The organism is Streptomyces sp. NPDC002092 (assembly GCF_053593775.1).
The window spans coordinates 67,268-91,360 of the sequence record NZ_JBSFDG010000011.1; the positions used below are offsets into that span (position 1 = coordinate 67,268).

Consider the following 24,093-nt stretch of genomic DNA (forward strand, 5'->3'; position numbering starts at 1 on the left):
ACGATGGACAACCATGGGCGCGGGTCCGGCCCACGCCCAGAAGGCGGCGCCGACGAGCCCCGCGACCCGGGGCCGCCCGCGGACCCGCTGCCGTACGAAGGCGTCTGGCGGTTCACCGCCCCTGCCATCGAGGCCTCGGTCCCGCAGGCGCGGCACGCCGTGCGGGACCTGCTCCACCGCCAGGGGGTGCCCGTCTCCGACGATCTGGTCCACGGCCTGCTGCTGATCGTCTCGGAGCTGGTCACGAACGCCGTCCGGCACGCGGCGCTGCTCTCGCCGATGCTCGCCGTGGAGGTCGCCGTCGGCGCCGAGTGGGTGCGGGTGTCCGTGGAGGACAACCACCCCTACCGCCCCACCGCTCTGGAGACGGATCACAGCGGCGAGGGCGGCCGGGGGCTGCTCCTGGTCAGCGAGGTCGCCCGGGAGGCGGGCGGTGTCTGCGACGTCGAGCACACGTCGAGCGGCGGCAAGGTGATCTGGGCCGCCCTGCCGCTCAAACCCCTGCGGGTGCTCTGACGGAGGTCACCAGCCGGCCGACGGGCCGGTCAGCTCCCTGACGGCCGGGCGGGCCGCGTCCAGCACGGTCATGAACCAGGACGAGAAGGTGTCCTTGGCGTGCCGCTCCGCGAGCTCCGCGGGCGTCACGAAGGCCGTCGCGCCGACCTCCTCCGGGTCCGGCCGCAGGGGCGACTGCACCATGCCGACGAACAGGTGGTTGTACTCCTGCTCGACCAGGCCCGAGTCCGGGTCCGGGTGGTTGTAGCGGACCGTGCCCGCCTCGGCGAGCAGCGAGGGGGACACCCCCAGCTCCTCGTACGTGCGCCGGGCCGCCGCCGCGAAGGGCGCCTCGCCGGGGTAGGGGTGGCCGCAGCAGGTGTTGGACCACACGCCGGGGGAGTGGTACTTGCCCAGGGCCCGCTGCTGAAGCAGCAGTCTGCCGCGCTCGTCGAAGAGGAAGACGGAGAAGGCGCGGTGCAGCTGCCCCGGCGGCTGATGGGCGGCGAGCTTCTCCGCGGTGCCGATCGTGACGCCGTTCTCGTCGACCAGTTCCAGCAAAATCGCGTCTGCGGCGCCGTTCGACGAGGTGTGCGTCGCGGTAGCAGGTGTGATCGGCATACCCATCCTTCACATCGGTCTTCGCGCCCCAAGTCTGCCGTACGAATCCGGCACTCCCGGCACTTCGCGGCGCGCCCGCATGTCCCGCGCACGGCGCGGGCACGGCCGTCACCGGTGGAAGACCGGAAGAGGGGCCCGGTAGTTGATCGTGCCCGTAGCGGTCGGCGGGGAACCGTCCGGGGCAACGCTGTGAGGCTTAACGACGCCGGGGCACGCCGGACGGCTGCATTCCGGCCAAGCTGCGGCACACCTGCCTCAATGGCACACCCTCGCCTCGTGTTCCGCGTGCCCGCCCGGTTCCAGCTGGAAGGTGCAGTGGGCCACGTCGAAGTGGTCGCCGAGGCACTCCTGGAGTTCGTGGAGCATCTTCTCGTGGCCGATCGCGCTGAGGACGTCGGAGCGCACGACCACGTGCGCGGACAGCACCGGCATCCCGGACGTGATCGTCCAGGCGTGCAGGTCGTGGACGTCCTCGACCCCGTCCAGATCCAGGATGTGGGCCCGTACGTCCGCCATGTCGACGTCCCGCGGAGCCGCCTCCAGCAGGACGTCCAGGGTCTCGCGCAGCAGCTTCCAGGTGCGCGGCACGATCATCAGGCCGATCACGAGCGAGGCGATCGGGTCGGCGGCCTGCCAGCCGGTGGCCAGGATGACCAGTGCGGAGATGATCACGGCGAGGGAGCCGAGCGCGTCCGCGGCGACCTCCAGGAACGCGCCGCGCACGTTCAGGCTGTCCTGCTGGCCGCGCACCAGCAGCGTCATCGAGATCATGTTCGCGACGAGACCGATCGCACCGAACACGATGGTCGTCCCGCCCGCGGTGTCGGCGGGCGTGACGAACCGCTGGATCGCCTCGTACAGGACGTAGCCGCCGACGACGAGCAGCAGCAGACAGTTGGCGAGCGCCGCGAGGATCTCGGCGCGGGCGTACCCGAAGGTGCGGTTGCCGCTCGGCGGGCGGTTGGCGAAGTGGATCGCGAGCAGCGCCATGCCCAGCCCGAGGGCGTCGGTCGCCATGTGGGCGGCGTCCGCGATCAGCGCGAGCGAGTCCGCGAGCAGACCGCCGACGATCTCGACCACCATGACGGTGAGCGTGATCGACAGCGCGACGCGCAGCCGCCCGCGGTACGCCGCCGCGGCCGTACCGGTGGGCGGGGCATGCGAGTGCCCGTGCCCGTGATCGTGCCCAGCCCCCATGGCAGCCGCCTTCCTGTGTTGCGCCCGGGATGACAGTGAACTACGGGCGGGGGGTATCGGGCAACGCGGCACTGAACACCGTTGTCATCTGCCCTGACCTGCGGAAACGATATGCAGGTCAGGGCAGCCTCAGTTCCCTTGCCGCGGCGTTGCTCGGGCTTGCCTCGCCAGGGCAGAGCCGGTCACGTTGGCCGGTCTGCTTTTCTGCCGGGGGTCCGGGGGTTGTCCCCCGGGATATTGCAGTACCTGCCGTGGTGCAGCAGCCAGCCCTGCCACGCCGACTCGACCATCTCGGGCACTCCGCGCCGTGCGGTCCAGCCCAGCTCCGTTGCGGCCCGGGCGGCGGAGGCGACCGCGCGGGGCGCGTCGCCGGGGCGGCGGCCCTCGACGAGGGCCGGCCGCCGGTCGCCGGTCACCTCGCCGATGACGGTGATCAGCTCGCGGACGGAGACGCCTTCGCCACGGCCGATGTTCACCGTGAGGTCACCGCTGCGGCCGGCGAGCCGCCGTGCCGCGGCCAGATGCGCCGCGGCCAGATCGGCGACGTGGATGTAGTCGCGGATGCAGGTGCCGTCCGGCGTCGGATAGTCGTCGCCGAAGATCCGCGGGGCCTCGTCACGGGTGAGCCGGTCGAAGACCATGGGGACGATGTTGAAGACGCCCGTGTCCGCCAGCTCGGGCGCGGCGGCGCCCGCCACGTTGAAATAGCGCAGGCAGACCGTGGAGATGTCGTGTGCCAGGCCCGCCGCCCGGACCAGCCACTCACCGGTGAGCTTGGTCTCGCCGTACGGGTTCACCGGCGCGCACGGGGTGTCCTCGGTGATGAGGTCCACATCGGGGTTGCCGTAGACGGCCGCGGACGAGGAGAACAGGAACTTCCCGATCCCGGCCTCGGCGACCGCCTCCAGGAGCGTCGCGAGACCGCCGACGTTCTCCCGGTAGTAGCGGGTGGGCTGCGCCACGGACTCGGCGACCTGCTTGCGCGCGGCGAGATGGACGACGCCGGTCACCCCGTACTCGGCGAACACCCGCTTCAGCAGGTCGCCGTCGAGCGTCGAGCCCTCGACGAGCGGCACGTCCGCCGGCAGCCGCTCGGGGACCCCGGCCGAGAGGTCGTCGAGTGCGACGACGCGCTCCCCGGCGCCGGTCATGGCCCGCGCCACATGGGCCCCGATGTATCCCGCTCCACCTGTGATCAGCCATGTCATGGTCGCCCACCCTATGCCGACACCACCCGGCGCTCCCCAATGTCCCGGATGCCTGATCTGGGCACCGCGGTTTGTCGGCGGGACCCCGGATCACCGATGATGACCGCGGCAAAGGCCAGTGGAGACGGCGTTGATCGACCCGTGAACGGGCGGTGAACTCCGCTCTTCCGACATCCGATAGCCTCTGCCGACATGCCGCCCGCCTGGTGCAGCCAAGGGGCGCCCACCATGCACATGACCGGCGCCGACGCGTCGGCACCCAGGGAGTGAGTTCGGTTGTCGACCGCCATCCTCACCGGTCAGCCGGTCCCCGGATCGTCGATCGAGGGCGATCTGCGGTCCCTCGGCTTCGACGTACGGATCGCCGCCGACACCGCCGACGCCGAGACGCTGCTGGCCCAGGTCCCCGCTGAGCAGCGGGTCGCCGTGGTCGACGCCCGCTTCGTGGGCCACCTGCACGCCCTGCGCCTCGGCCTCACCGACCCCCGCTTCCCGCTCGTCGTGATCCCGGGCGCCGTCACGGCCCAGCCGGCCGGCCGGCAGACCCTGACCCGTGCGATGGCCCGCGAGAACTCGGCCGGCGGCGGCACGGCACTCGCCGTCGACAGCCTCACCGACCGCATCGTCACCGCCCTCGACGGCGACGGCGCGGACGTGCACCGCCCGGAACTCGGCAGCCTGGTCGCGGCCGTTCCCGCCGACCCGCAGTCCCGCAACGAGGCACGGCAGGCCGTCGCGAACGTCGACGACGAGGCCGTACGTCTGAAGTCGGCAGTGAAGTCCCGCGACGGCTTCTTCACCACGTTCTTCATCAGCCCGTACTCCCGCTACATCGCCCGCTGGTGCGCCCGCCGCGGCCTGACCCCCAACCAGGTCACCACCGCCTCCCTGCTCACCGCCCTGATCGCGGCGGGCTGCGCGGCCACCGGCACCAGGACCGGCTTCGTCGCCGCGGGCGTCCTGCTGATCGCCTCCTTCGTACTGGACTGCACCGACGGCCAGTTGGCCCGCTACTCGCTGCAGTACTCCACGCTCGGCGCCTGGCTGGACGCCACCTTCGACCGGGCCAAGGAGTACGCCTACTACGCGGGGTTGGCGCTGGGAGCGGCCCGCGGCGGCGACGACGTATGGGCGCTCGCGCTCGGCGCGATGATCCTGCAGACCTGCCGGCACGTCGTCGACTTCTCCTTCAACGAGGCCAACCACGACGCCACCGCCAACACCAGCCCCACGGCCGCCCTTTCCGACAAGCTGGACAGCGTCGGCTGGACGGTGTGGGTGCGCCGCATGATCGTGCTGCCGATCGGCGAGCGCTGGGCGATGATCGCGGTCCTCACGGCGGTCGCGACTCCCCGCATCACCTTCTACGTGCTGCTCATCGGCTGCGCGTTCGCGGCGACTTACACGACCGCGGGCCGGGTGCTGCGCTCGCTGACCCGCAAGGCCCAGCGCACCGACCGGGCGGCGAAGGCGCTGGCGGACCTCGCGGACAACGGGCCGCTCGCCTCCTTCCTGGGCCGTGTGACACCCCGCCAGCTCGGGGGTCCATTCCTGATCGCCCTCGCGGGCACGGCCGTGCTCGCCGTGTCCCTGTTCTCCGGTGTGACCTGGGCCCCCGTCGTCGGCGCCCTCGTGTACGCGAACACCGCAGGTCAGGCTCTGCGCGGCCCACTGAAGGGCGCCCTCGACTGGCTGGTGCCCCCACTGTTCCGGTTCGCCGAGTACGGCACCGTCCTGGTACTGGCGGCCAGAGCGGACGTGAACGGGGCGCTTCCCGCGGCTTTCGGGCTGGTGGCGGCCGTCGCCTACCATCACTACGACACGGTGTACCGCATCCGCGGCAACGCCGGAGCGCCCCCGGCCTGGCTGGTGCGCGCCATCGGGGGGCACGAAGGGCGGACGCTGCTCGTCACCGTCCTGGCCGCCGCGCTCACCGCCTCGCAGTTCAAGGTCGCGCTCGCGGTACTCGCCGTGGCCGTCGCCCTGGTGGTGCTCGTCGAGAGCATCCGCTTCTGGGTGTCCGCAGGGGCCCCCGCCGTACACGATGAAGGAGAACCCGCATGATCGGCCTCGTGCTGGCGGCCGGCGCCGGACGCCGTCTGCGCCCCTACACCGACAGCCTTCCCAAGGCGCTGGTGCCGGTGGGGCCCGCGGGCATAGAGGGCGAACCCACGGTCCTGGACCTGACTCTCGGCAACTTCGCCGAGATCGGTCTGACCGAGGTCGCGGTCATCGTCGGCTACCGCAAGGAGGCCGTGTACGAGCGCAAGGCCGCCCTGGAGGCGAAGTACGGCCTCAAGCTCACCCTCATCGACAACGACAAGGCCGAGGAGTGGAACAACGCCTACTCCCTGTGGTGCGGCCGTGACGCCCTCAAGGACGGTGTGATCCTCGCCAACGGCGACACCGTCCACCCGGTCTCCGTCGAGCAGACGCTGCTCGCCGCCCGCGGAGACGGCAAGAAGATCATCCTCGCCCTCGACACGGTGAAGGACCTGGCCGACGAGGAGATGAAGGTCGTCGTCGACCCCGAACAGGGCATGACGAAGATCACCAAGCTGATGGACCCGGCCGAGGCGACCGGCGAGTACATCGGCGTGACCCTCATCGAGGGCGACGCCGCCCCCGAGCTGGCCGACGCCCTGAAGGCGGTCTGGGAGACCGACCCGCAGCAGTTCTACGAGCACGGGTACCAGGAACTGGTGAACCGCGGCTTCCGGATCGATGTGGCGCCGATCGGCGACGTCAAGTGGGTCGAGATCGACAACCACGAGGATCTCGCCCGCGGACGGGAGATCGCGTGCCAGTACTGACCCGGCTCATCCCCTCGCCGCTCGTCGTGGACATCCGCCCGGGTGCCCTCGACGACCTGGCCTGCGTGCTCGCCGACGAACGCATCTCGACCTCGGGCCGGCTCGCCGTCGCCGTCAGCGGCGGCTCCGGTGCCCGGCTGCGCGAGCGCATCGCCCCGACCCTGCCCGGTGCCACCTGGTACGAGGTCGGCGGCGGCACCCTCGACGACGCCGTCCGGCTGGCCGGAGACATAAAGGCCGGCCACTACGACGCGGTCGTGGGCCTGGGCGGCGGCAAGATCATCGACTGTGCCAAGTTCGCCGCGGCGCGGGTCGGCCTGCCCCTGGTCGCCGTGCCGACGAACCTCGCGCACGACGGGCTGTGCTCGCCGGTCGCCACCCTCGACAACGACGCCGGCCGCGGTTCGTACGGCGTGCCGAACCCGATCGCGGCCGTCATCGACCTGGACGTCATCCGCCAGGCCCCGGCACGGTTCGTGCGCGCGGGCATCGGCGACGCGATCTCCAACATCAACTCGATCGCGGACTGGGAGCTGTCCAACCGCGTCAACGGAGAGAAGATCGACGGTCTCGCCGCCGCCATGGCCCGCCAGGCGGGCGAGGCGGTGCTCCGCCACCCCGGCGGCATCGGCGACAACGACTTCCTCCAGGTGCTCGCCGAGGCGCTGGTCCTCACCGGCATCGCGATGTCGATCTCCGGCGACTCGCGCCCCGCCTCCGGCTCCTGCCACGAGATCAACCACGCCTTCGACCTGCTCTATCCCAAGCGGGCCGCCAGCCACGGCGAGCAGTGCGGCCTCGGCGCCGCCTTCGCGATGTATCTGCGCGGCGCGCACGAGGAGTCGGCGTACACGGCCGAGGTATTGCGCCGGCACGGGCTTCCGGTGCTGCCGGAGGAGATCGGCTTCACGGTGGACGAGTTCGTCCGCGTCGTGGAGTTCGCCCCGGAGACCCGGCCCGGCCGCTACACCATCCTCGAACACCTCGACCTGAAAACCGACCAGATCAAGGACATCTACGCCGACTATGTCAAGGCCATCGGTAGCTGAACTCCGTCCGGTCGTCCACCCCGCAGGGGTCAAGGACCGGCGCAGCGGTGAGCACTGGATGGGACGCCTCTACATGCGTGAGGTGTCCCTGCGGGTCGACCGCTACCTGGTGAACACCAGGGTCACGCCCAACCAGCTCACGTATCTGATGACCGTCTTCGGCGTGCTCGCCGCCCCGGCCCTGCTGGTGCCGGGGATCACGGGCGCCGTGCTCGGCGTGGTCTGCGTGCAGATGTATCTGCTCCTCGACTGCGTCGACGGCGAGATCGCCCGCTGGAAGAAGCAGTACTCGCTGAACGGTGTCTACCTGGACCGGGTCGGCGCCTACCTCACCGACGCCGCCGTCCTCGTGGGCTTCGGGCTGCGCGCCGCCGACCTGTGGGGCAGCGGCCGTATCGACTGGCTGTGGGCCTTCCTCGGCACCCTGGCCGCCCTCGGCGCCATCCTGATCAAGGCCGAGACGGACCTGGTCGGCGTCGCCCGGCACCAGACGGGCAAGCCGCCGGTCCAGGAGGCCGCCGCCGAGATGCGCTCGTCCGGCATGGCACTGGCCCGCAAGGCCGCATCCCTGCTGAAGTTTCACCGGCTGATCCTCGGCATCGAGGCGTCCCTGCTGATCCTGGTGCTGGCCGTCGTCGACCAGGTGCGCGGCGACCTGTTCTTCTCCCGGCTCGGCGTCGCGGTGCTGGCCGGCATCGCGCTGCTGCAGACCCTGCTGCACCTGGTGTCCATCCTCGCCTCCAGCAGGCTGAAGTGAGCGGCATGAAGGTCGGCGCGGTGATCATCACCATGGGCAACCGCCCCGACGAGCTCCGCGCCCTGCTCGACTCGGTCGCCAAGCAGGACGGCGACCGTGTCGAGGTGGTCGTGGTCGGCAACGGCTCGCCCGTCCCGGACGTCACGGAGTTCTCGTCGGGTGTCCGTACGATCGAGCTGCCCGAGAACCTCGGCATCCCCGGTGGCCGCAACGTCGGCATCGAGGCCTTCGGCCCCAGCGGCCGCGACGTCGACATATTGATGTTCCTCGACGACGACGGGCTCCTCGCCCAGCACGACACCGCCGAGCTGTGCCGCCGGGCCTTCGAGGCCGATCCGAAGCTCGGCATCATCAGCTTCCGCATCGCCGATCCCGACACCGGGGCCACCCAGCGCCGCCACGTGCCGCGCCTGCGCGCCGCCGACCCGATGCGCTCCTCCCGGGTCACCACCTTCCTCGGCGGCGCCAACGCCGTCCGTACCAAGGTCTTCGCCGAGGTCGGCGGACTCCCGGACGAATTCTTCTACGCCCACGAGGAAACCGACCTGGCATGGCGGGCCCTCGACGCGGGCTGGATGATCGACTACCGGTCCGACATGGTGCTGTACCACCCGACGACCGCGCCCTCGCGGCACGCGGTCTACCACCGCATGGTCGCCCGCAACCGGGTCTGGCTGGCCCGCCGAAACCTTCCGGCCCCGCTGGTCCCGGTCTACCTCGGGGTATGGCTGCTGCTCACCCTCGTCCGCCGCCCCTCGCGGCCCGCCCTGAAGGCATGGTTCGGCGGGTTCAGGGAAGGCTGGACGACTCCGTGCGGGCCACGCCGGCCGATGAAGTGGCGTACCGTGTGGCGGCTGACCCGGCTGGGCCGACCTCCGGTGATCTGACAAGCTCGTAACTGTGAGCCATCGGCCCCACCCGGGCCCCAGGCTCTTGCGCATGCCCGCACAGGCTGCGCATCCCGAAGACGAAAGTTTCCACCAGTGAGTGAGACAACGCACGACGGCACGGTCGCCCTGGGCGCGGCCGTGCCGCCCGACGAGGGCCTCCCGGCGAGCCGGCTGGCCGCCAAGTACGGGCTGACCGTGAGCGGCGCGCGCCCCTCCCTCGTCGAGTACGTCCGCCAGCTCTGGGACCGGCGTCACTTCATCCTCGCCTTCTCCCGGGCGAAGCTGACCGCGCAGTACAGCCAGGCGAAGCTGGGCCAGCTGTGGCAGGTGGCGACGCCGCTGCTGAACGCGGCCGTGTACTTCTTCATCTTCGGCATGCTCCTCAAGGCCAACCGCGGACTGCCGCGCGACATCTACATCCCGTTCCTGGTCACCGGCGTGTTCGTGTTCACCTTCACGCAGAGCTCGGTGATGGCGGGCGTGCGGGCGATCTCCGGCAACCTCGGCCTGGTGCGCGCGCTGCACTTCCCGCGCGCCTCGCTGCCGATCTCCTTCGCGCTGCAGCAGCTCCAGCAGCTGCTCTTCTCGATGATCGTGCTGTTCGCCGTGGCGATCGGCTTCGGCAGCATCCCGGACATGTCCTGGCTGCTGATCCCCGTGGTACTGGCCCTGCAGTTCCTGTTCAACACCGGCCTCGCACTGATCATGGCCCGCGCGGGCGCCAAGACCCCGGACCTCGCCCAGCTGATGCCGTTCGTGATGCGGACGTGGATGTACGCGTCCGGCGTGATGTTCTCCATCCCGATCATGCTGGCCGACAAGCCGCAGTGGCTGGCGAACGTCCTGCAGTGGAACCCGGCCGCCATCTACATGGACCTGATGCGCTTCGCCCTCATCGACGGCTACGGCTACGAGAACCTGCCCGACCACGTCTGGGTGGTCGCGAGCGGCTGGGCCGCCCTGATCGCCCTCGGCGGGTTCCTGTACTTCTGGAAGGCGGAGGAGAGGTACGGCCGTGGCTGAGCAGACCGGCCGGCAGACCGGCGAGCGGATCCCCACCGTCATCGCCGACGAGCTCCACATCGTCTACCGCGTGCACGGCGCGAAGACCGGAAAGGGCAGCGCCACCGCCGCCCTCAGCCGCATCATCAAGCGCGGCGAGGAGCGCGGGGTGCGCAAGGTGCACGCCGTCAAGGGCGTCTCCTTCGTCGCCTACCGCGGTGAGGCCATCGGCCTCATCGGCTCCAACGGTTCCGGCAAGTCCACCCTGCTGCGCGCCATCGCCGGCCTGCTCCCGGCGGAGAAGGGCCGCGTCTACACCAACGGCCAGCCCTCGCTGCTGGGCGTGAACGCGGCCCTGATGAACGACCTGACCGGCGAGCGCAACGTCATATTGGGCGGGCTCGCCATGGGCATGTCCCGCGAGCAGATCCGGGAGCGCTACCAGGAGATCGTCGACTTCTCGGGCATCAACGAGAAGGGCGACTTCATCACCCTGCCGATGCGCACCTACTCCTCCGGCATGGCGGCCCGACTGCGCTTCTCCATCGCCGCCGCCAAGGACCACGACGTCCTGATGATCGACGAGGCGCTGGCTACCGGCGACCGCAAGTTCCAGAAGCGCTCCGAGGAACGCATCCGTGAGCTGCGCAAGGAGGCCGGCACGGTGTTTCTCGTCAGCCACAACAACAAGTCGATCCGCGACACCTGCGACCGCGTCCTGTGGCTGGAACGCGGCGAGCTGCGCATGGACGGACCGACCGAAGAGGTCCTCAAGGAGTACGAGAAGTTCACCGGCAAGTAGTGCATCCGGGCCTGGACGCACCGGCCAGGACGTATCGCGGGGCCCCGCCGCAACCTCTGCGGCGGGGCCCCGCGTCTGCAAAGGAAACGTCAACTCCGGCTCGCCTTAGGAATCTTGACACCAATCGGTGTGTTGTTGTGATGTGCAGGACACCCCAGGGAAGCTCGCTGCGTTGTACAACGTAAGCTGTACCGGTCCCGAAACGCAGCAAGTGGGGCGATAAGGCACGACACCCTCGGCCGGGACAGCCGCGCGGACGGCCGGGCGGCGTGTCCGAAATAGTATGCATTGGGTCGGCAGTGTAGAACGGGAGATGTGACGGCAATGGCTACGGAAACTCCCCAGCTGAACGCAGCATGTGCCGTCCCCGCCCCGGGCAGTCACCGGTGACGGGAACCGGCATGTCGCACGCCGTTGATCCGGAGCGCGACACGCTCGACAAGGCCGCGGGCGAGAACTTCCCCGTGGCGCCTTTCTTCCTGCCCAGGGCCTGGCGCGCCGACCTCATGGCCGTGTACGGCTTCGCCCGCCTCGTCGACGACATCGGCGACGGCGACCTGGCCCCCGGCGGCGCCGACGCCCGTCTGCTCGGCGTGTCACCCGAGGACGCCGAGGACCGGCTGCTGCTCCTGGACGCCTTCGAGGCCGATCTGAACCGGGTCTTCGACTCGACCCCGCGACACCCCCTGCTGCGCCGCCTCCAGCACACGGTCCGCCGCTGCTCGCTCACCCCCGGGCCCTTCCACGGCCTGATCGCCGCCAACCGCCAGGACCAGCTCGTCAGCCGCTACGAGACCTACGACGACCTGCTCGCGTACTGCGAACTGTCGGCCAACCCCGTCGGCCGCCTGGTGCTGTCCGTCACCGGCACCTCGACGCCCGAACGCGTCCGCCTCTCGGACGCGATCTGCACCGCCCTCCAGATCGTCGAACATCTGCAGGACGTCGCCGAGGACCTCGGCCGCGACCGCATCTACCTGCCCGCCGAGGACATGAAGCACTTCCATGTCCAGGAGGCGGATCTCGCCACGTCCACCGCGGGCGCATCGTTGCGCGCACTGGTTGCGTACGAAGCACAACGCGCCCGCGATCTCCTGAATGAAGGCGCCCCCCTCGTGGGTAGCGTCCACGGCAGGTTGAAGCTGCTGCTGGCGGGATTCGTGGCGGGGGGAAGGGCGGCGATCAAGGCGATCGCCGCCGCGGAATACGACGTACTTCCCGGCCCGCCCAAGCCCGGCAAGGTCCAGCTGCTGCGCGAGGTGGGCGTGACTCTGCGAGGAGAGGGGTGATCCGGGCCGTGGAGTCGGAACAACACGCGTCCGCACCAGTACTCGCCGCCTACAGCTACTGCGAGGCCGTGACCGGACAGCAGGCCCGTAACTTCGCCTACGGCATCAGGCTGCTGCCGACGCCCAAGCGCCGCGCGATGTCGGCGCTCTACGCGTTCTCCCGGCGCGTCGACGACATCGGCGACGGCGCACTGGCCGGAGAGGTCAAGGCGGCAAGACTCGAGGACACCCGGGCGCTGCTGACCCGGGTGCGTGAGGGGTCGGTCGCCGAGGACGACGTCGACCCGGTCGCCGTCGCCCTCGCCCATGCCGCCGAGACCTTCCCGATCCCGCTCGACGGCCTGGACGAGCTGATCGACGGCGTGCTGATGGACGTGCGCGGCGAGACCTACGAGACCTGGGACGACCTGAAGGTCTACTGCCGCTGTGTCGCGGGCGCCATCGGACGGCTCTCGCTCGGCGTGTTCGGCACCGAACCCGGGGCGCGCGGCGCCGATCGCGCGCCGGAGTACGCCGACACCCTGGGCCTCGCGCTGCAGCTCACCAACATCCTCAGAGACGTCCGCGAGGACGCCGAGGGCGGCCGCACCTACCTGCCCTCCGACGACCTCGCGAAATTCGGGTGCTCGGCCGGGTTCAGCGGCCCGACCCCACCGGAGGGCTCCGACTTCGCGGGCCTCGTGCACTTCGAAGTGCGACGGGCCCGCGCCCTTTTCGCCGAGGGCTACCGGCTGCTGCCCATGCTGGACCGGCGCAGCGGCGCCTGCGTCGCCGCGATGGCCGGCATCTACCGCCGGCTGCTCGACCGCATCGAGCGCGACCCGGAGGCCGTGCTGCGCGGCCGGGTCTCGCTTCCCGGCCGGGAGAAGGCCTACGTCGCCGTACGCGGGCTGTCCGGGCTGGACGCCCGGCATGTGACGCGGAGGACCGTCAGGAGGCGTCCCTGATGGACAAACAGGGCCAAGGTGATGCCACCGGCGAAATGCGGCACGCAACCCTCCGGGCGGGGACGGCGTCCCTGACTGCAGCGGTCTGCCGTGCACTGTTCAACCACGGCGGTCGCGCAGGGGAGGGTGCACGATGAGCGACGACGGCACGCGGGCCGACGAGCCGCTCGCGGATCCGGCGGGGCGTTCCGCAAGGGACGCCGTGGTGGTCGGCGGGGGGCTCGCCGGCATCACCGCCGCACTCGCACTCGCCGACGCGGGAGTCCGCGTCACCCTGATCGAGGGCAGGCCCCGCCTCGGCGGCCTCGCCTTCTCCTTCCAGCGCGGCGAGCTGACCGTCGACAACGGACAGCACGTCTACCTGCGCTGCTGCACCGCCTACCGCTGGTTCCTCGACCGCATCGAGGGAACGGCGTTGGCACCGCTGCAGGATCGTCTCGACGTGCCCGTACTCGACGTCGACAAGCCTGAAGGACGGCGACTGGGCAGGCTGCGGCGCGACGCCCTGCCGGTGCCTCTGCACCTGGGGCGCAGCCTCGCCACGTATCCGCATCTCTCGCTCGCCGAGCGGTCCAAGGTGGGCCGGGCCGCGCTCGCGCTCAAGGGGCTCGACCTCGCCGATCCGGACCTGGACACCCAGGACTTCGGCAGCTGGCTGACCGCGCACGGTCAGTCGGCGCGTGCCGTCGAGGCCCTGTGGGACCTGGTCGGGGTCGCCACCCTCAACGCGGTCGCGGGCGACGCCTCGCTGGGGCTCGCCGCGATGGTGTTCAAGACCGGTCTGCTGTCCGACCCGGGCGCGGCCGACATCGGATGGGCGCACGTTCCGCTGGGCGAACTGCACGACCGGCTGGCCCGCAAGGCGCTCGACTCCGCGGGCGTCCGTACCGAGGTCCGTACACGCGTCACCTCCATCCTCACTGACGAAAACGGGCGCTGGAGCGTTCAGGTTCCCGGCGAGACCCTCACCGCGGACGCCGTCGTGCTCGCCGTACCCCAGCGCGAAGCCCACGACCTGCTGCCCCAGGGCGCGCTGGACGCCCCCGGAAATCTTCTGCAGATCGGCACCGCGCCGATCCTCAACGTCCATGTCGTCTACGACCGCACGGTGCTGCACAAGCCCTTCTTCGCGGCGCTCGGCACCCCCGTGCAGTGGGTCTTCGACCGCACCGCGGCCTCCGGCCTGCGCGAGGGGCAGTACCTGGCGCTGTCCCAGTCGGCCGCGCAGGACGAGATCGACGAGCCGGTCGCCGTGCTGCGCGAGCGCTATCTGCCCGAGCTGGAACGGCTGCTTCCGGGTACGCGCGGTGCGCAAGTGAAGGACTTCTTCGTGACCAGGGAGCGCACGGCGACGTTCGCCCCCACCCCCGGCGTCGGGCGGCTGCGGCCCGGCGCCCGTACCAAAGCCCCCGGCCTCTACCTGGCCGGAGCGTGGACCGCCACCGGGTGGCCCGCGACCATGGAGAGTGCGGTCCGCAGTGGAGTGAGTGCGGCGGACGCCGCGCTCGCCGCCCTGGGCCGGCCCCGTCCGAGTCACCTCTTCGACTTCGAGGAGGCGGCCTGATGCTCGATCAGCATGCGGCAGGTCCCCGCACCCCCGGTACCGCAACAAGAGGAGAGACTGTGCCCACTGTGCCCCCGGCCGAGACGGCCGATCGAGCGACCGCAGTGGACGTGACCGCGCTCCTGGAGCGCGGCCGGACCCTTGCCACACCGGTACTGCGGGCGGCCGTCGACCGCCTGGCCCCTCCCATGGACACCGTTTCCGCCTACCACTTCGGCTGGATCGACGCCGAGGGCAACCCCGCCGACGGCGACGGCGGCAAGGCCGTGCGCCCCGCCCTCGCGGTACTGTCCGCCGAGGTCACCGGCGCAGCACCCGAGGTCGGCATCCCCGGCGCCGTGGCCGTCGAACTCGTCCACAACTTCTCCCTGCTGCACGACGACCTGATGGACGGCGACGAGCAGCGCCGCCACCGCGACACCGTCTGGAAGGTGCACGGCCCCGCCCAGGCGATCCTCGTCGGCGACGCCCTGTTCGCCCTCGCCAATGAGATCCTCCTCGAACTCGGCACCGTCGAGGCCGGCCGCGCCACCCGCCGTCTGACCACCGCGACCCGCGCCCTGATCGACGGCCAGGCGCAGGACATCTCCTACGAGCACCGCGACCGCGTCAGCGTCGAGGAGTGCCTGGAGATGGAGGGCAACAAGACCGGCGCGCTGCTCGCCTGCGCCTCCTCCATCGGCGCCGTGCTCGGCGGCGCGGACGACCGCACCGCCGACACCCTGGAAAAGTACGGTTACCACCTGGGTCTCGCCTTCCAGGCCGTCGACGACCTGCTCGGCATCTGGGGCGACCCGGTCTCCACCGGCAAGCAGACCTGGAGCGACCTGCGCCAGCGCAAGAAGTCCCTGCCGGTCGTGGCCGCGCTGGCGGCGGGCGGATCCGCCTCCGAGCGGCTCGGGGAGATCCTCGCCGCCGACGCCAAGAGCAGCGACTTCGAGAACTTCTCCGAGGAGGAGTTCGCCTCCCGCGCCGCCCTCATCGAGGAGGCCGGCGGCCGCGAGTGGACCGCCGAAGAGGCCCGTCGTCAGCACAACACCGCCATCGAGGCCCTGCACGCCATCGACATGCCCGACCCGGTCCGGGACCGCTTCACGGCGCTCGCCGACTTCGTCGTCGTACGAAAGAGATGATCACTATCGGTCGAATAGCCCTCGCGTAGTCGCCGGCCGGTGCCGCGGGAACACGAGCACCGGCCGACGGCGGACCCACAGCAGCACGATCTGTACGACTGCACGAAGGGGAAGCCATGACAGCGACGACCGACGGAAGCACCGGGGCCCTGCCGCCCCGGGCAGCCTCGGCCAGCGAAACCGACAGCACGAGCCCCGTGGCGGCGGGGGTACGCGATGCCGCCGTACGCGCCGTACAACGCTCCACCGACTTCCTGCTGTCCCGGCAGGACGCCCAGGGCTGGTGGAAGGGCGACCTCGAGACCAACGTGACCATGGACGCCGAGGACCTGCTCCTCAGGCAGTTCCTGGGCATCCTCGACAAGGACACCGCGCACGCCGCCGCCCTGTTCATCCGCGGCGAGCAGCGCGAGGACGGCACCTGGGCCACCTTCTACGGCGGGCCGGGCGAACTCTCCACCACCATCGAGGCATACGTCGCCCTGCGTCTGGCGGGCGACACGCCGGACGCCCCGCACATGGCGAAGGCCTCCGCCCGGATCCGCGAGCAGGGCGGGATCGCCGCGGCCCGGGTCTTCACCCGGATCTGGCTGGCCCTGTTCGGCTGGTGGAAGTGGGAGGACCTGCCCGAACTCCCGCCGGAGCTCATCTACTTCCCCAAGTGGGTACCGCTCAACATCTACGACTTCGGGTGCTGGGCCCGGCAGACCATCGTCCCGCTGACGGTCGTCTCCGCGAAGCGGCCGGTGCGGCCCGCGCCCTTCCCGCTCGACGAGCTGCACACCGACCCGAACCGTCCGAACCCGCCCAAGCCCCTTGCCCCGGTGGCGAGTTGGGACGGCGCCTTCCAGCGCCTGGACAAGGTGCTGCATCGGGCGCGCAAGGTCATCCCGCGCGGACTGCGCAAGGCGGCCATGAACTCCGCCGCCCGCTGGATCATCGAGCGGCAGGAGAACGACGGCTGCTGGGGCGGCATCCAGCCCCCGGCCGTGTACTCGGTGATCGCCCTGTATCTGCTGGGCTACGACCTCGAACATCCCGTGCTGCGCGAGGGCCTGGCGTCGCTGGACCGTTTCGCCGTGTGGCGTGAGGACGGGGCCCGGATGATCGAGGCCTGTCAGTCACCCGTGTGGGACACCTGCCTCGCCACCATCGCGCTCGTCGACGCGGGCGTGCCCGCCGACCATCCGCAGCTGGTCAAGGCCGCGGACTGGATGCTCGGCGAGGAGATCGTCCGGCCCGGCGACTGGGCGGTCAGGAGACCCCAACTGCCGCCCGGCGGCTGGGCGTTCGAGTTCCACAACGACAACTACCCCGACATCGACGACACCGCCGAGGTCGTCCTCGCGCTGCGCCGCGTCAAGCACCACGACCCGGAGCGGGTGGAGAAGGCCATCGGGCGCGGGGTGCGCTGGAACCTCGGGATGCAGTCGAAGAACGGGGCGTGGGGCGCCTTCGACGTCGACAACACCAGCCCCTTCCCCAACCGGCTGCCGTTCTGCGACTTCGGCGAGGTGATCGACCCGCCGTCCGCGGACGTGACCGCTCACGTGGTGGAGATGCTGGCCGTCGAGGGCCTCTCGCACGACCCGCGCACCCGCCGCGGCATCGAGTGGCTGCTCGCCGAGCAGGAACCGGACGGCTCCTGGTTCGGGCGCTGGGGCGTCAACTACGTCTACGGCACCGGATCGGTCGTACCCGCCCTCGTCGCGGCCGGATTCCCCGGCTCGCACCCCGCGATCCGGCGGGCCGTGACCTGGCTGGAGTCGGTGCAGAACGACGACGGCGGCTGGGGCGAGGACCTGCGCTCCTACAAGTACGTCGAGGAGTGGAGCGGCAAGGGAGCCTCCACCGCCTCGCAGACGGCCTGGGCGCTGATGGCCCTGCTGGCCGCGGGGGAGCAGGACTCCAAGGCCGTCGAGCGCGGTGTGGAGTGGCTCGCGGCCACCCAGCGGGAGGACGGTTCCTGGGACGAGCCGTACTTCACCGGCACCGGCTTCCCCTGGGACTTCTCGATCAACTACCACCTCTACCGGCAGGTCTTCCCGCTGACCGCACTCGGCCGGTACGTCAACGGGGAGCCCTTCGCCAAGAAGCCTCTCAGCAAGAAGCCTCTCGCCGAGGCCGAGGGGGGCTGATGAGCACCCGGCCCGCCCCGGCCCCGCTGCTGATCGCCTGTGCGCTCGGCATCGAGCACCTCGCCCTGCGCGCCGGCGACCGCGGCGGGGCCGGCGGGCCCGTCACCCTGCTCCGTACGGGCATGGGGCCCAGGGCGGCCGAGCGCTCCGTCACCCGGATGCTCGCGGACCCGGACTGGAGCGGGGCCGCCGTGCTGGCCACCGGTTTCTGCGCGGGGCTCGCCCCCGGCATGCACCCCGGGGACCTGGTCGTCGCCGAGGAGACCCGGGACCCGGACGGAACCGTTCCGTGCGTGGGGACCGACCTGCTCGTCAAGGAACTCGGGCGTGCGGTGCCGGGGCGCACCGTCCACACCGGCCCTGTCACCGGCTCCGATCATGTCGTACGTGGTCACGAGCGGTCGGATCTGCTCGCGACCGGCGCGATCGCGGTCGACATGGAGTCCGCGGCGACGCTGCTGAGCGCCGTGCGCACCGGCGTGCGCCCGGTTGCGGCCGTGCGGGTGGTCGTGGACGCTCCTGAACATGAACTTGTTCGAATCGGCACGGTCCGCGGTGGAATATCAGCTTTCCGTGTCCTTCGTGCCGTACTTCCAGCTTTCTTCGAATGGCACCGTTCTTTGCTGCTCCCCAGGAGGTGAGCCAGATGGCCATGCCGCTGCGTCAGTCCATCAAGGTCGCTACGTACTTGGCTGAACAGAAGCTCCGCAAGCGGGACAAGTTTCCGCTGATCGTGGAGCTGGAACCGCTCTTCGCGTGCAATCTGAAGTGCGAGGGCTGCGGCAAGATCCAGCATCCGGCGGGTGTGCTCAAGCAGCGCATGCCGGTCGCGCAGGCCGTCGGGGCGGTGCTCGAATCCGGTGCCCCCATGGTGTCCATCGCGGGCGGCGAACCCCTGATGCACCCTCAGATCGATGAGATCGTGCGGCAGCTGGTGGCGAGGAAGAAGTACGTCTTCCTCTGCACCAACGCGATGCTGCTGCGCAAGAAGATGGACAAGTTCAAGCCCTCTCCCTATTTCGCCTTCGCCGTGCACATTGACGGGCTGCGTGAGCGCCACGACGAGTCGGTGGCGAAGGAGGGCGTGTTCGACGAGGCCGTGGAGGCGATCAAGGAGGCCAAGCGGCGCGGCTTCCGGGTCACCACCAACTCGACCTTCTTCAACACGGACACTCCGCAGACCATCATCGAGGTGCTCAACTTCCTCAACGACGACCTCAAGGTCGACGAGATGATGATCTCGCCCGCCTACGCCTACGAGAAGGCGCCCGACCAGGAGCACTTCCTGGGCGTGGAGCAGACCCGTGAACTGTTCAAGAAGGCCTTCGCGGGCGGCAACCGCCGGAAGTGGCGGCTGAACCACTCGCCGCTGTTCCTCGACTTCCTCGAGGGCAAGGTCGACTTCCCGTGCACCGCCTGGGCGATCCCCAACTACTCGCTCTTCGGCTGGCAGCGCCCCTGCTACCTGATGAGCGACGGGTACGTGCCGACGTACCGCGAACTCATCGAGGACACCGACTGGGACAAGTACGGCCGCGGCAAGGACCCGCGCTGCGCCAACTGCATGGCGCACTGCGGCTACGAGCCCACCGCCGTCCTCGCCACCATGGGCTCCCTGAAGGAGTCCCTGCGCGCGATGCGCGAGACGGTCTCCGGAAACCGGGAGTGACACGATGACCGCCATCTCCTTGGGCGTCCCCGAGGTACCGGCCCGGCCGATCGCCGAGCGGCGCGTGTCGCGGCAGATCCATGTCGGGCCGGTGGCGGTCGGGGGCGGGGCCCCGGTGTCGGTGCAGTCGATGACGACGACCCGTACCTCGGACATCGGCGCCACCCTGCAGCAGATCGCCGAGCTCACCGCGTCCGGCTGCCAGATCGTGCGCGTCGCCTGCCCCACGCAGGACGACGCGGACGCGCTTGCGACCATCGCCCGCAAGTCGCAGATCCCGGTGATCGCGGACATCCACTTCCAGCCGAAGTACGTGTTCGCGGCGATCGAGGCCGGATGTGCCGCGGTGCGGGTGAACCCCGGCAACATCAAGAAGTTCGACGACCAGGTCAAGGAGATCGCGCGGGCCGCGAAGGACCACGGCACGCCGATCAGGATCGGGGTCAACGCCGGGTCGCTGGACAAGCGGCTGCTGCAGAAGTACGGCAGGGCGACTCCGGAGGCACTCGTGGAGAGCGCGCTGTGGGAGGCCTCCCTCTTCGAGGAGCACGGCTTCCGGGACATCAAGATCTCGGTCAAGCACAACGACCCGGTCGTGATGATCGAGGCGTACAAGCAGCTCGCCGCCCAGTGCGACTACCCACTGCACCTCGGCGTGACGGAGGCCGGGCCCGCCTTCCAGGGCACGATCAAGTCGGCGGTCGCCTTCGGCGCCCTGCTCTCGCAGGGCATCGGCGACACCATCCGGGTCTCGCTCAGCGCCCCGCCCGCCGAGGAGGTCAAGGTCGGCCTGCAGATCCTGGAGGCCCTGAACCTCAAGCAGCGCCGGCTGGAGATCGTCTCCTGCCCGTCCTGCGGCCGCGCCCAGGTCGACGTCTACAAACTGGCCGACGAGGTCACGGCGGGCCTGACGGGCATGGAAGTCCCGTTGCGGGTAGCCGTGATGGGTTGTGTGGTCAACGGCCCGGGTGAGGCGCGGGAGGCGGACCTGGGTGTCGCCTCCGGCAACGGCAAGGGGCAGATCTTCGTCAAGGGCGAGGTCATCAAGACCGTACCCGAGTCGAAGATCGTGGAGACCCTCATCGAGGAGGCGATGAAGATCGCCGAACAGATGGAACAGGACGGTACCGCGTCGGGGGAGCCGGCCGTCACCGTGAGTTGAACAGCACGGACCGAAGGGGGCCCGAGCGTGACCATTCTGGAGAACATCCGGGGACCACGCGACCTGAAGGCGCTGTCCGAGACGGAGCTTCGCGAACTGTCCGAAGAAATCAGGGAGTTCCTGGTGCACGCGGTGGCCAGGACCGGTGGGCACCTCGGGCCCAACCTGGGGGTGGTGGAACTCTCCATCGCGCTGCACCGGGTCTTCGAGTCGCCCGTCGACCGCATCGTCTGGGACACCGGTCATCAGAGCTATGTACACAAGATCCTGACGGGCCGTAAGGACTTCTCCAAGCTGCGCGGCAAGGGCGGCCTGTCCGGCTATCCCTCGCGGGAGGAGTCCGAGCACGACATCGTCGAGAACAGCCACGCCTCCACGGCGCTCGGCTGGGCCGACGGCCTCGCCAAGGCCCGCGAGGTGCAGGGCGAGAAGGGACACGTCGTCGCGGTCATCGGCGACGGCGCCCTCACCGGCGGCATGGCCTGGGAGGCACTGAACAACATCGCGGCCGCCAAGGACCGCCCGTTGATCATCGTCGTCAACGACAACGAGCGCTCGTACGCGCCGACCATCGGAGGCCTCGCCAACCACCTGGCCACCCTGCGCACCACCGACGGCTACGAGAAGGTGCTCGCCTGGGGCAAGGACGTGCTGCTGCGCACGCCGGTCGTCGGCAACACCATCTACGAATCGCTGCACGGCGCCAAGAAGGGCTTCAAGGACGCATTCGCCCCGCAGGGCATGTTCGAGGACCTGGGCCTGAAGTACGTCGGCCCGATCGACGGACACGACATCGGGGCCGTCGAGTCCGCGCTGCGGCGCGCCAAGCGCTTCCACGGACCGGTCCTCATCCACTGCCTGACGGAGAAGGGCCGCGGCTACGAGCCCGCGATCGCGCACGAGGAGGACCACTTCCACACCGTCGGTGTGATGGACCCGCTCACCTGCGAGCCCCTCGCCCCCTCCAACGGGCCTTCCTGGACCTCGGTGTTCGGCGACGAGATCGTCGCGATCGGCGAGGAGCGGGAGGACGTCGTGGCGATCACGGCGGCCATGCTGCACCCGGTGGGGCTCGGCAAGTTCGCCGCCCGCTTCCCCGACCGGGTGTGGGACGTCGGCATCGCCGAGCAGCATGCGGCCGTGTCCGCGGCCGGCCTGGCGACCGGCGGGCTCCACCCCGTCGTCGCCGTCTACGCCACCTTCCTCAACCGTGCCTTCGACCAGCTGCTGATGGACGTGGCGCTGCACCGCTGCGGGGTGACGTTCGTGCTCGACCGGGCCGGTGTCACCGGCGTCGACGGGCCCTCCCACAACGGCATGTGGGACATGTCGATCCTCCAGGTCGTGCCGGGGCTCAGGATCGCCGCGCCACGCGACGCCGACCAGCTGCGGGCGCAGCTGCGGGAGGCCGTCGCCGTCGACGACGCGCCGACGCTGGTCCGCTTCCCGAAGGAGTCGGTGGGGCCCGAGATCCCGGCGATCGACCGGGTGGGCGGTCTCGACGTCCTGCATCGCGGCCCGGACACCCCCGATGTGCTGCTGGTCGCCGTCGGCGTGATGGCACCCGTGTGCCTGCAGGCCGCCGAGCTGCTGGAGGCGCGCGGCATCTCGTGCACCGTCGTCGACCCGCGCTGGGTCAAGCCCGTCGACCCGTCGCTCCCGGGGCTCGCCGCCGAGCACCGGCTGGTGGCCGTGGTCGAGGACAACAGCCGCGCGAGCGGGGTGGGAGCCGCGGTCGCGCTGGCGCTCGGTGACGCCGACGTCGACGTCCCCGTACGGCGGTTCGGCATCCCGGAGCAGTTCCTCGCGCACGCCAAGCGCGGGGAGGTGCTGGCCGACATCGGCCTCACGCCGGTCGAGGTGGCCGGACGGATCAGCGCGAGCCTCGCCGTCAAGGAGGCCGAGGACACCCTGGCCGTCAAGGAACAGCTGGACGGCACAGTCAAGGAGAAGGCTGAATGACCAAGGAGTTCGACCTCGGCGCACTCCTGGCCGAGCGCGGAGCCGAACGCTACGAGCTGCACGGGAAGTACCTGAACCACCAGCTCCCGCGCATGCTGCACACCATCGGCTTCGACAAGGTCTACGAGCGCGGCGAGGGCGCCCACTTCTGGGACGCGGACGGCAACGACTACCTGGACATGCTCGCCGGGTTCGGGGTGATGGGCCTGGGCCGCCACCACCCCGTCGTCCGCAAGGCGCTGCACGACGTCCTCGACGCCTCCCTCGCCGACCTCACCCGCTTCGACTGCCAGCCGCTGCCCGGGCTGCTGGCCGAGAAGCTGCTTGCCTACAGCCCACACCTGGACCGGGTGTTCTTCGGCAACAGCGGTACGGAGGCGGTGGAGACCGCGCTGAAGTTCGCCCGGTACGCCACCGGGAAGCCGAGGATCCTGTACTGCGACCATGCCTTCCACGGCCTGACCACCGGCTCCCTTTCGGTCAACGGCGAGGACGGCTTCCGCGAGGGCTTCGCCCCGCTGCTGCCCGACACGGCCGTACCGCTCGGTGATCTCGACGCCCTGGCACGGGAACTGAAGAAGGGCGACGTCGCCGCCCTGATCGTCGAACCGATCCAGGGCAAGGGCGTGCACGAGGCCCCGCCCGGCTATCTGCGGGCCGCGCAGGAACTGCTGCACAAGCACAAGGCGCTGCTCATCGCCGACGAGGTGCAGACGGGCCTGGGCAGGACCGGGGACTTCTACGCCCACCAGCACGAGGAGGGCGTCGAGCCGGACCTGGTGTGCGTGGCCAAGGCGCTCTCCGGCGGTTATGTGCCCGTCGGCGCCACCCTCGGCAAGGACTGGATCTTCAAGAAGGTGTACTCGTCGATGGACCGGGTGCTGGTCCACTCGGCGAGCTTCGGGTCCAATGCCCAGGCCATGGCGGCCGGCCTCGCCGTGCTGTCCGTCATGGAGAACGAGCAGGTCGTCGCCCATGCGCGCGTGACCGGCGAGCAGCTGAAATCCCGGCTCACTGCGCTGATCGACAAGTACGAGCTGCTCGCGGACGTCCGCGGCCGCGGCCTGATGATCGGCATCGAGTTCGGCAGGCCCAAGTCGCTGAAGCTGCGCAGTCGTTGGACCATGCTGCAGGCCGCGCGGAAAGGCCTGTTCGCGCAGATGGTCGTGGTGCCGCTGCTGCAGCGGCACAGGATCCTCACCCAGGTCTCCGGCGACCACCTGGAGGTGATCAAGCTGATCCCGCCGCTGACCATCGGTGAGCAGGACGTGGACCGGTTCGTCGACGCCTTCACCGCCGTCATGGATGACGCGCACAGCGGCGGCGGCCTGATGTGGGACTTCGGCAAGACGCTGGTGAAGCAGGCGGTCGCCAACCGGTAGGCCGCATCTTGCC

The 24,093-nt window shown here is 70.2% G+C and carries 22 protein-coding genes; 19 read left to right on the plus strand and 3 right to left on the minus strand.

Annotated elements, in window-relative coordinates:
• Nucleotides 1–3: 3 nt before the first annotated feature.
• Nucleotides 4–516 (plus strand): ATP-binding protein, encoded by a 513-nt coding sequence (locus ACWCRD_RS25240; RefSeq protein ID WP_450968301.1) that lies wholly within the window; start codon nucleotides 4–6, stop codon nucleotides 514–516.
• Nucleotides 517–522: 6 nt separating this feature from the next.
• On the opposite strand, the gene idi is transcribed toward ACWCRD_RS25240, so the two are convergent.
• The 3 genes from idi to galE all read right to left on the minus strand — a co-directional run bounded on the left by idi (nucleotide 523) and on the right by galE (nucleotide 3,521).
• The gene (idi, locus tag ACWCRD_RS25245; RefSeq protein ID WP_030936227.1) at nucleotides 523–1,116 is read right to left on the minus strand and encodes an isopentenyl-diphosphate Delta-isomerase; all 594 of its coding nucleotides are present in this window, start codon (nucleotides 1,114–1,116) and stop codon (nucleotides 523–525) included.
• Nucleotides 1,117–1,371: 255 nt separating this feature from the next.
• On the minus strand, nucleotides 1,372–2,313 hold the full coding sequence (locus ACWCRD_RS25250; protein WP_450968041.1) for a cation diffusion facilitator family transporter: 942 nt from the start codon (nucleotides 2,311–2,313) through the stop codon (nucleotides 1,372–1,374).
• 182 nt (nucleotides 2,314–2,495) lie between these two features.
• Nucleotides 2,496–3,521, minus strand: a complete 1,026-nt coding sequence (galE, locus tag ACWCRD_RS25255) for a UDP-glucose 4-epimerase GalE (protein ID WP_450968042.1) — start codon at nucleotides 3,519–3,521, stop codon at nucleotides 2,496–2,498.
• Between the two features lie 276 nt (nucleotides 3,522–3,797).
• Here galE and ACWCRD_RS25260 point away from each other — a divergent pair, with 276 nt between their 5' ends.
• From ACWCRD_RS25260 to ACWCRD_RS25345, 18 genes are all read left to right on the plus strand, one after another.
• Nucleotides 3,798–5,585 carry a DUF5941 domain-containing protein gene (locus tag ACWCRD_RS25260; protein ID WP_450968043.1) on the plus strand — a complete coding sequence of 596 codons (1,788 nt, stop codon included), beginning with the start codon at nucleotides 3,798–3,800 and terminating at the stop codon, nucleotides 5,583–5,585.
• On the plus strand, nucleotides 5,582–6,334 hold the full coding sequence (locus ACWCRD_RS25265) for a phosphocholine cytidylyltransferase family protein (protein WP_450968044.1): 753 nt from the start codon (nucleotides 5,582–5,584) through the stop codon (nucleotides 6,332–6,334). Before ACWCRD_RS25260 ends, ACWCRD_RS25265 begins: the two co-directional genes overlap by 4 nt.
• Nucleotides 6,322–7,383, plus strand: a complete 1,062-nt coding sequence (locus ACWCRD_RS25270; RefSeq protein ID WP_450968045.1) for an iron-containing alcohol dehydrogenase family protein — start codon at nucleotides 6,322–6,324, stop codon at nucleotides 7,381–7,383. Before ACWCRD_RS25265 ends, ACWCRD_RS25270 begins: the two co-directional genes overlap by 13 nt.
• Entirely contained in the window at nucleotides 7,361–8,140 is a 780-nt protein-coding gene (locus tag ACWCRD_RS25275; RefSeq protein ID WP_450968046.1) for a CDP-alcohol phosphatidyltransferase family protein, read from the plus strand. The genes ACWCRD_RS25270 and ACWCRD_RS25275 overlap by 23 nt, the downstream gene beginning before the upstream one ends.
• A gap of 5 nt (nucleotides 8,141–8,145) precedes the next feature.
• On the plus strand, nucleotides 8,146–9,027 hold the full coding sequence (locus ACWCRD_RS25280) for a glycosyltransferase family 2 protein (RefSeq protein WP_450968302.1): 882 nt from the start codon (nucleotides 8,146–8,148) through the stop codon (nucleotides 9,025–9,027).
• A gap of 96 nt (nucleotides 9,028–9,123) precedes the next feature.
• Nucleotides 9,124–10,053 carry an ABC transporter permease gene (locus tag ACWCRD_RS25285; RefSeq protein ID WP_450968047.1) on the plus strand — a complete coding sequence of 310 codons (930 nt, stop codon included), beginning with the start codon at nucleotides 9,124–9,126 and terminating at the stop codon, nucleotides 10,051–10,053.
• A complete protein-coding gene (locus ACWCRD_RS25290; RefSeq protein WP_450968048.1) occupies nucleotides 10,046–10,834 on the plus strand; it encodes an ABC transporter ATP-binding protein in 789 nt (262 codons plus the stop codon). Before ACWCRD_RS25285 ends, ACWCRD_RS25290 begins: the two co-directional genes overlap by 8 nt.
• 401 nt (nucleotides 10,835–11,235) lie before the next feature.
• On the plus strand, nucleotides 11,236–12,123 hold the full coding sequence (gene hpnC / locus ACWCRD_RS25295) for a squalene synthase HpnC (protein ID WP_450968049.1): 888 nt from the start codon (nucleotides 11,236–11,238) through the stop codon (nucleotides 12,121–12,123).
• A complete protein-coding gene (gene hpnD, locus ACWCRD_RS25300) occupies nucleotides 12,120–13,070 on the plus strand; it encodes a presqualene diphosphate synthase HpnD (protein ID WP_450968050.1) in 951 nt (316 codons plus the stop codon). The genes hpnC and hpnD overlap by 4 nt, the downstream gene beginning before the upstream one ends.
• 35 nt (nucleotides 13,071–13,105) lie before the next feature.
• Nucleotides 13,106–13,207 (plus strand): DUF6380 family protein, encoded by a 102-nt coding sequence (locus ACWCRD_RS25305; protein ID WP_450968303.1) that lies wholly within the window; start codon nucleotides 13,106–13,108, stop codon nucleotides 13,205–13,207.
• The gene (hpnE, locus tag ACWCRD_RS25310) at nucleotides 13,204–14,634 is read left to right on the plus strand and encodes a hydroxysqualene dehydroxylase HpnE (RefSeq protein ID WP_450968051.1); all 1,431 of its coding nucleotides are present in this window, start codon (nucleotides 13,204–13,206) and stop codon (nucleotides 14,632–14,634) included. The genes ACWCRD_RS25305 and hpnE overlap by 4 nt, the downstream gene beginning before the upstream one ends.
• 68 nt (nucleotides 14,635–14,702) lie before the next feature.
• Nucleotides 14,703–15,767, plus strand: coding sequence for a polyprenyl synthetase family protein (locus ACWCRD_RS25315; protein WP_450968304.1), 1,065 nt, complete (start codon nucleotides 14,703–14,705; stop codon nucleotides 15,765–15,767).
• Between the two features lie 116 nt (nucleotides 15,768–15,883).
• Nucleotides 15,884–17,905: a squalene--hopene cyclase gene (gene shc / locus ACWCRD_RS25320; protein ID WP_450968052.1), complete on the plus strand. Its 2,022-nt coding sequence runs from the start codon at nucleotides 15,884–15,886 to the stop codon at nucleotides 17,903–17,905.
• Nucleotides 17,905–18,546 (plus strand): phosphorylase family protein, encoded by a 642-nt coding sequence (locus tag ACWCRD_RS25325; protein ID WP_450968053.1) that lies wholly within the window; start codon nucleotides 17,905–17,907, stop codon nucleotides 18,544–18,546. The genes shc and ACWCRD_RS25325 overlap by 1 nt, the downstream gene beginning before the upstream one ends.
• Nucleotides 18,547–18,551: 5 nt before the next feature.
• Nucleotides 18,552–19,574 carry an adenosyl-hopene transferase HpnH gene (gene hpnH, locus ACWCRD_RS25330; protein ID WP_232650550.1) on the plus strand — a complete coding sequence of 341 codons (1,023 nt, stop codon included), beginning with the start codon at nucleotides 18,552–18,554 and terminating at the stop codon, nucleotides 19,572–19,574.
• A gap of 4 nt (nucleotides 19,575–19,578) precedes the next feature.
• On the plus strand, nucleotides 19,579–20,736 hold the full coding sequence (gene ispG / locus ACWCRD_RS25335; RefSeq protein WP_450968054.1) for a flavodoxin-dependent (E)-4-hydroxy-3-methylbut-2-enyl-diphosphate synthase: 1,158 nt from the start codon (nucleotides 19,579–19,581) through the stop codon (nucleotides 20,734–20,736).
• Nucleotides 20,737–20,763: 27 nt separating this feature from the next.
• Complete coding sequence (gene dxs / locus ACWCRD_RS25340) at nucleotides 20,764–22,698, plus strand: 1-deoxy-D-xylulose-5-phosphate synthase (protein WP_450968055.1); 1,935 nt, start codon at nucleotides 20,764–20,766, stop codon at nucleotides 22,696–22,698.
• Entirely contained in the window at nucleotides 22,695–24,080 is a 1,386-nt protein-coding gene (locus tag ACWCRD_RS25345; RefSeq protein ID WP_450968056.1) for an aspartate aminotransferase family protein, read from the plus strand. Before dxs ends, ACWCRD_RS25345 begins: the two co-directional genes overlap by 4 nt.
• The last annotated feature ends 13 nt before the right edge of the window (nucleotides 24,081–24,093 follow it).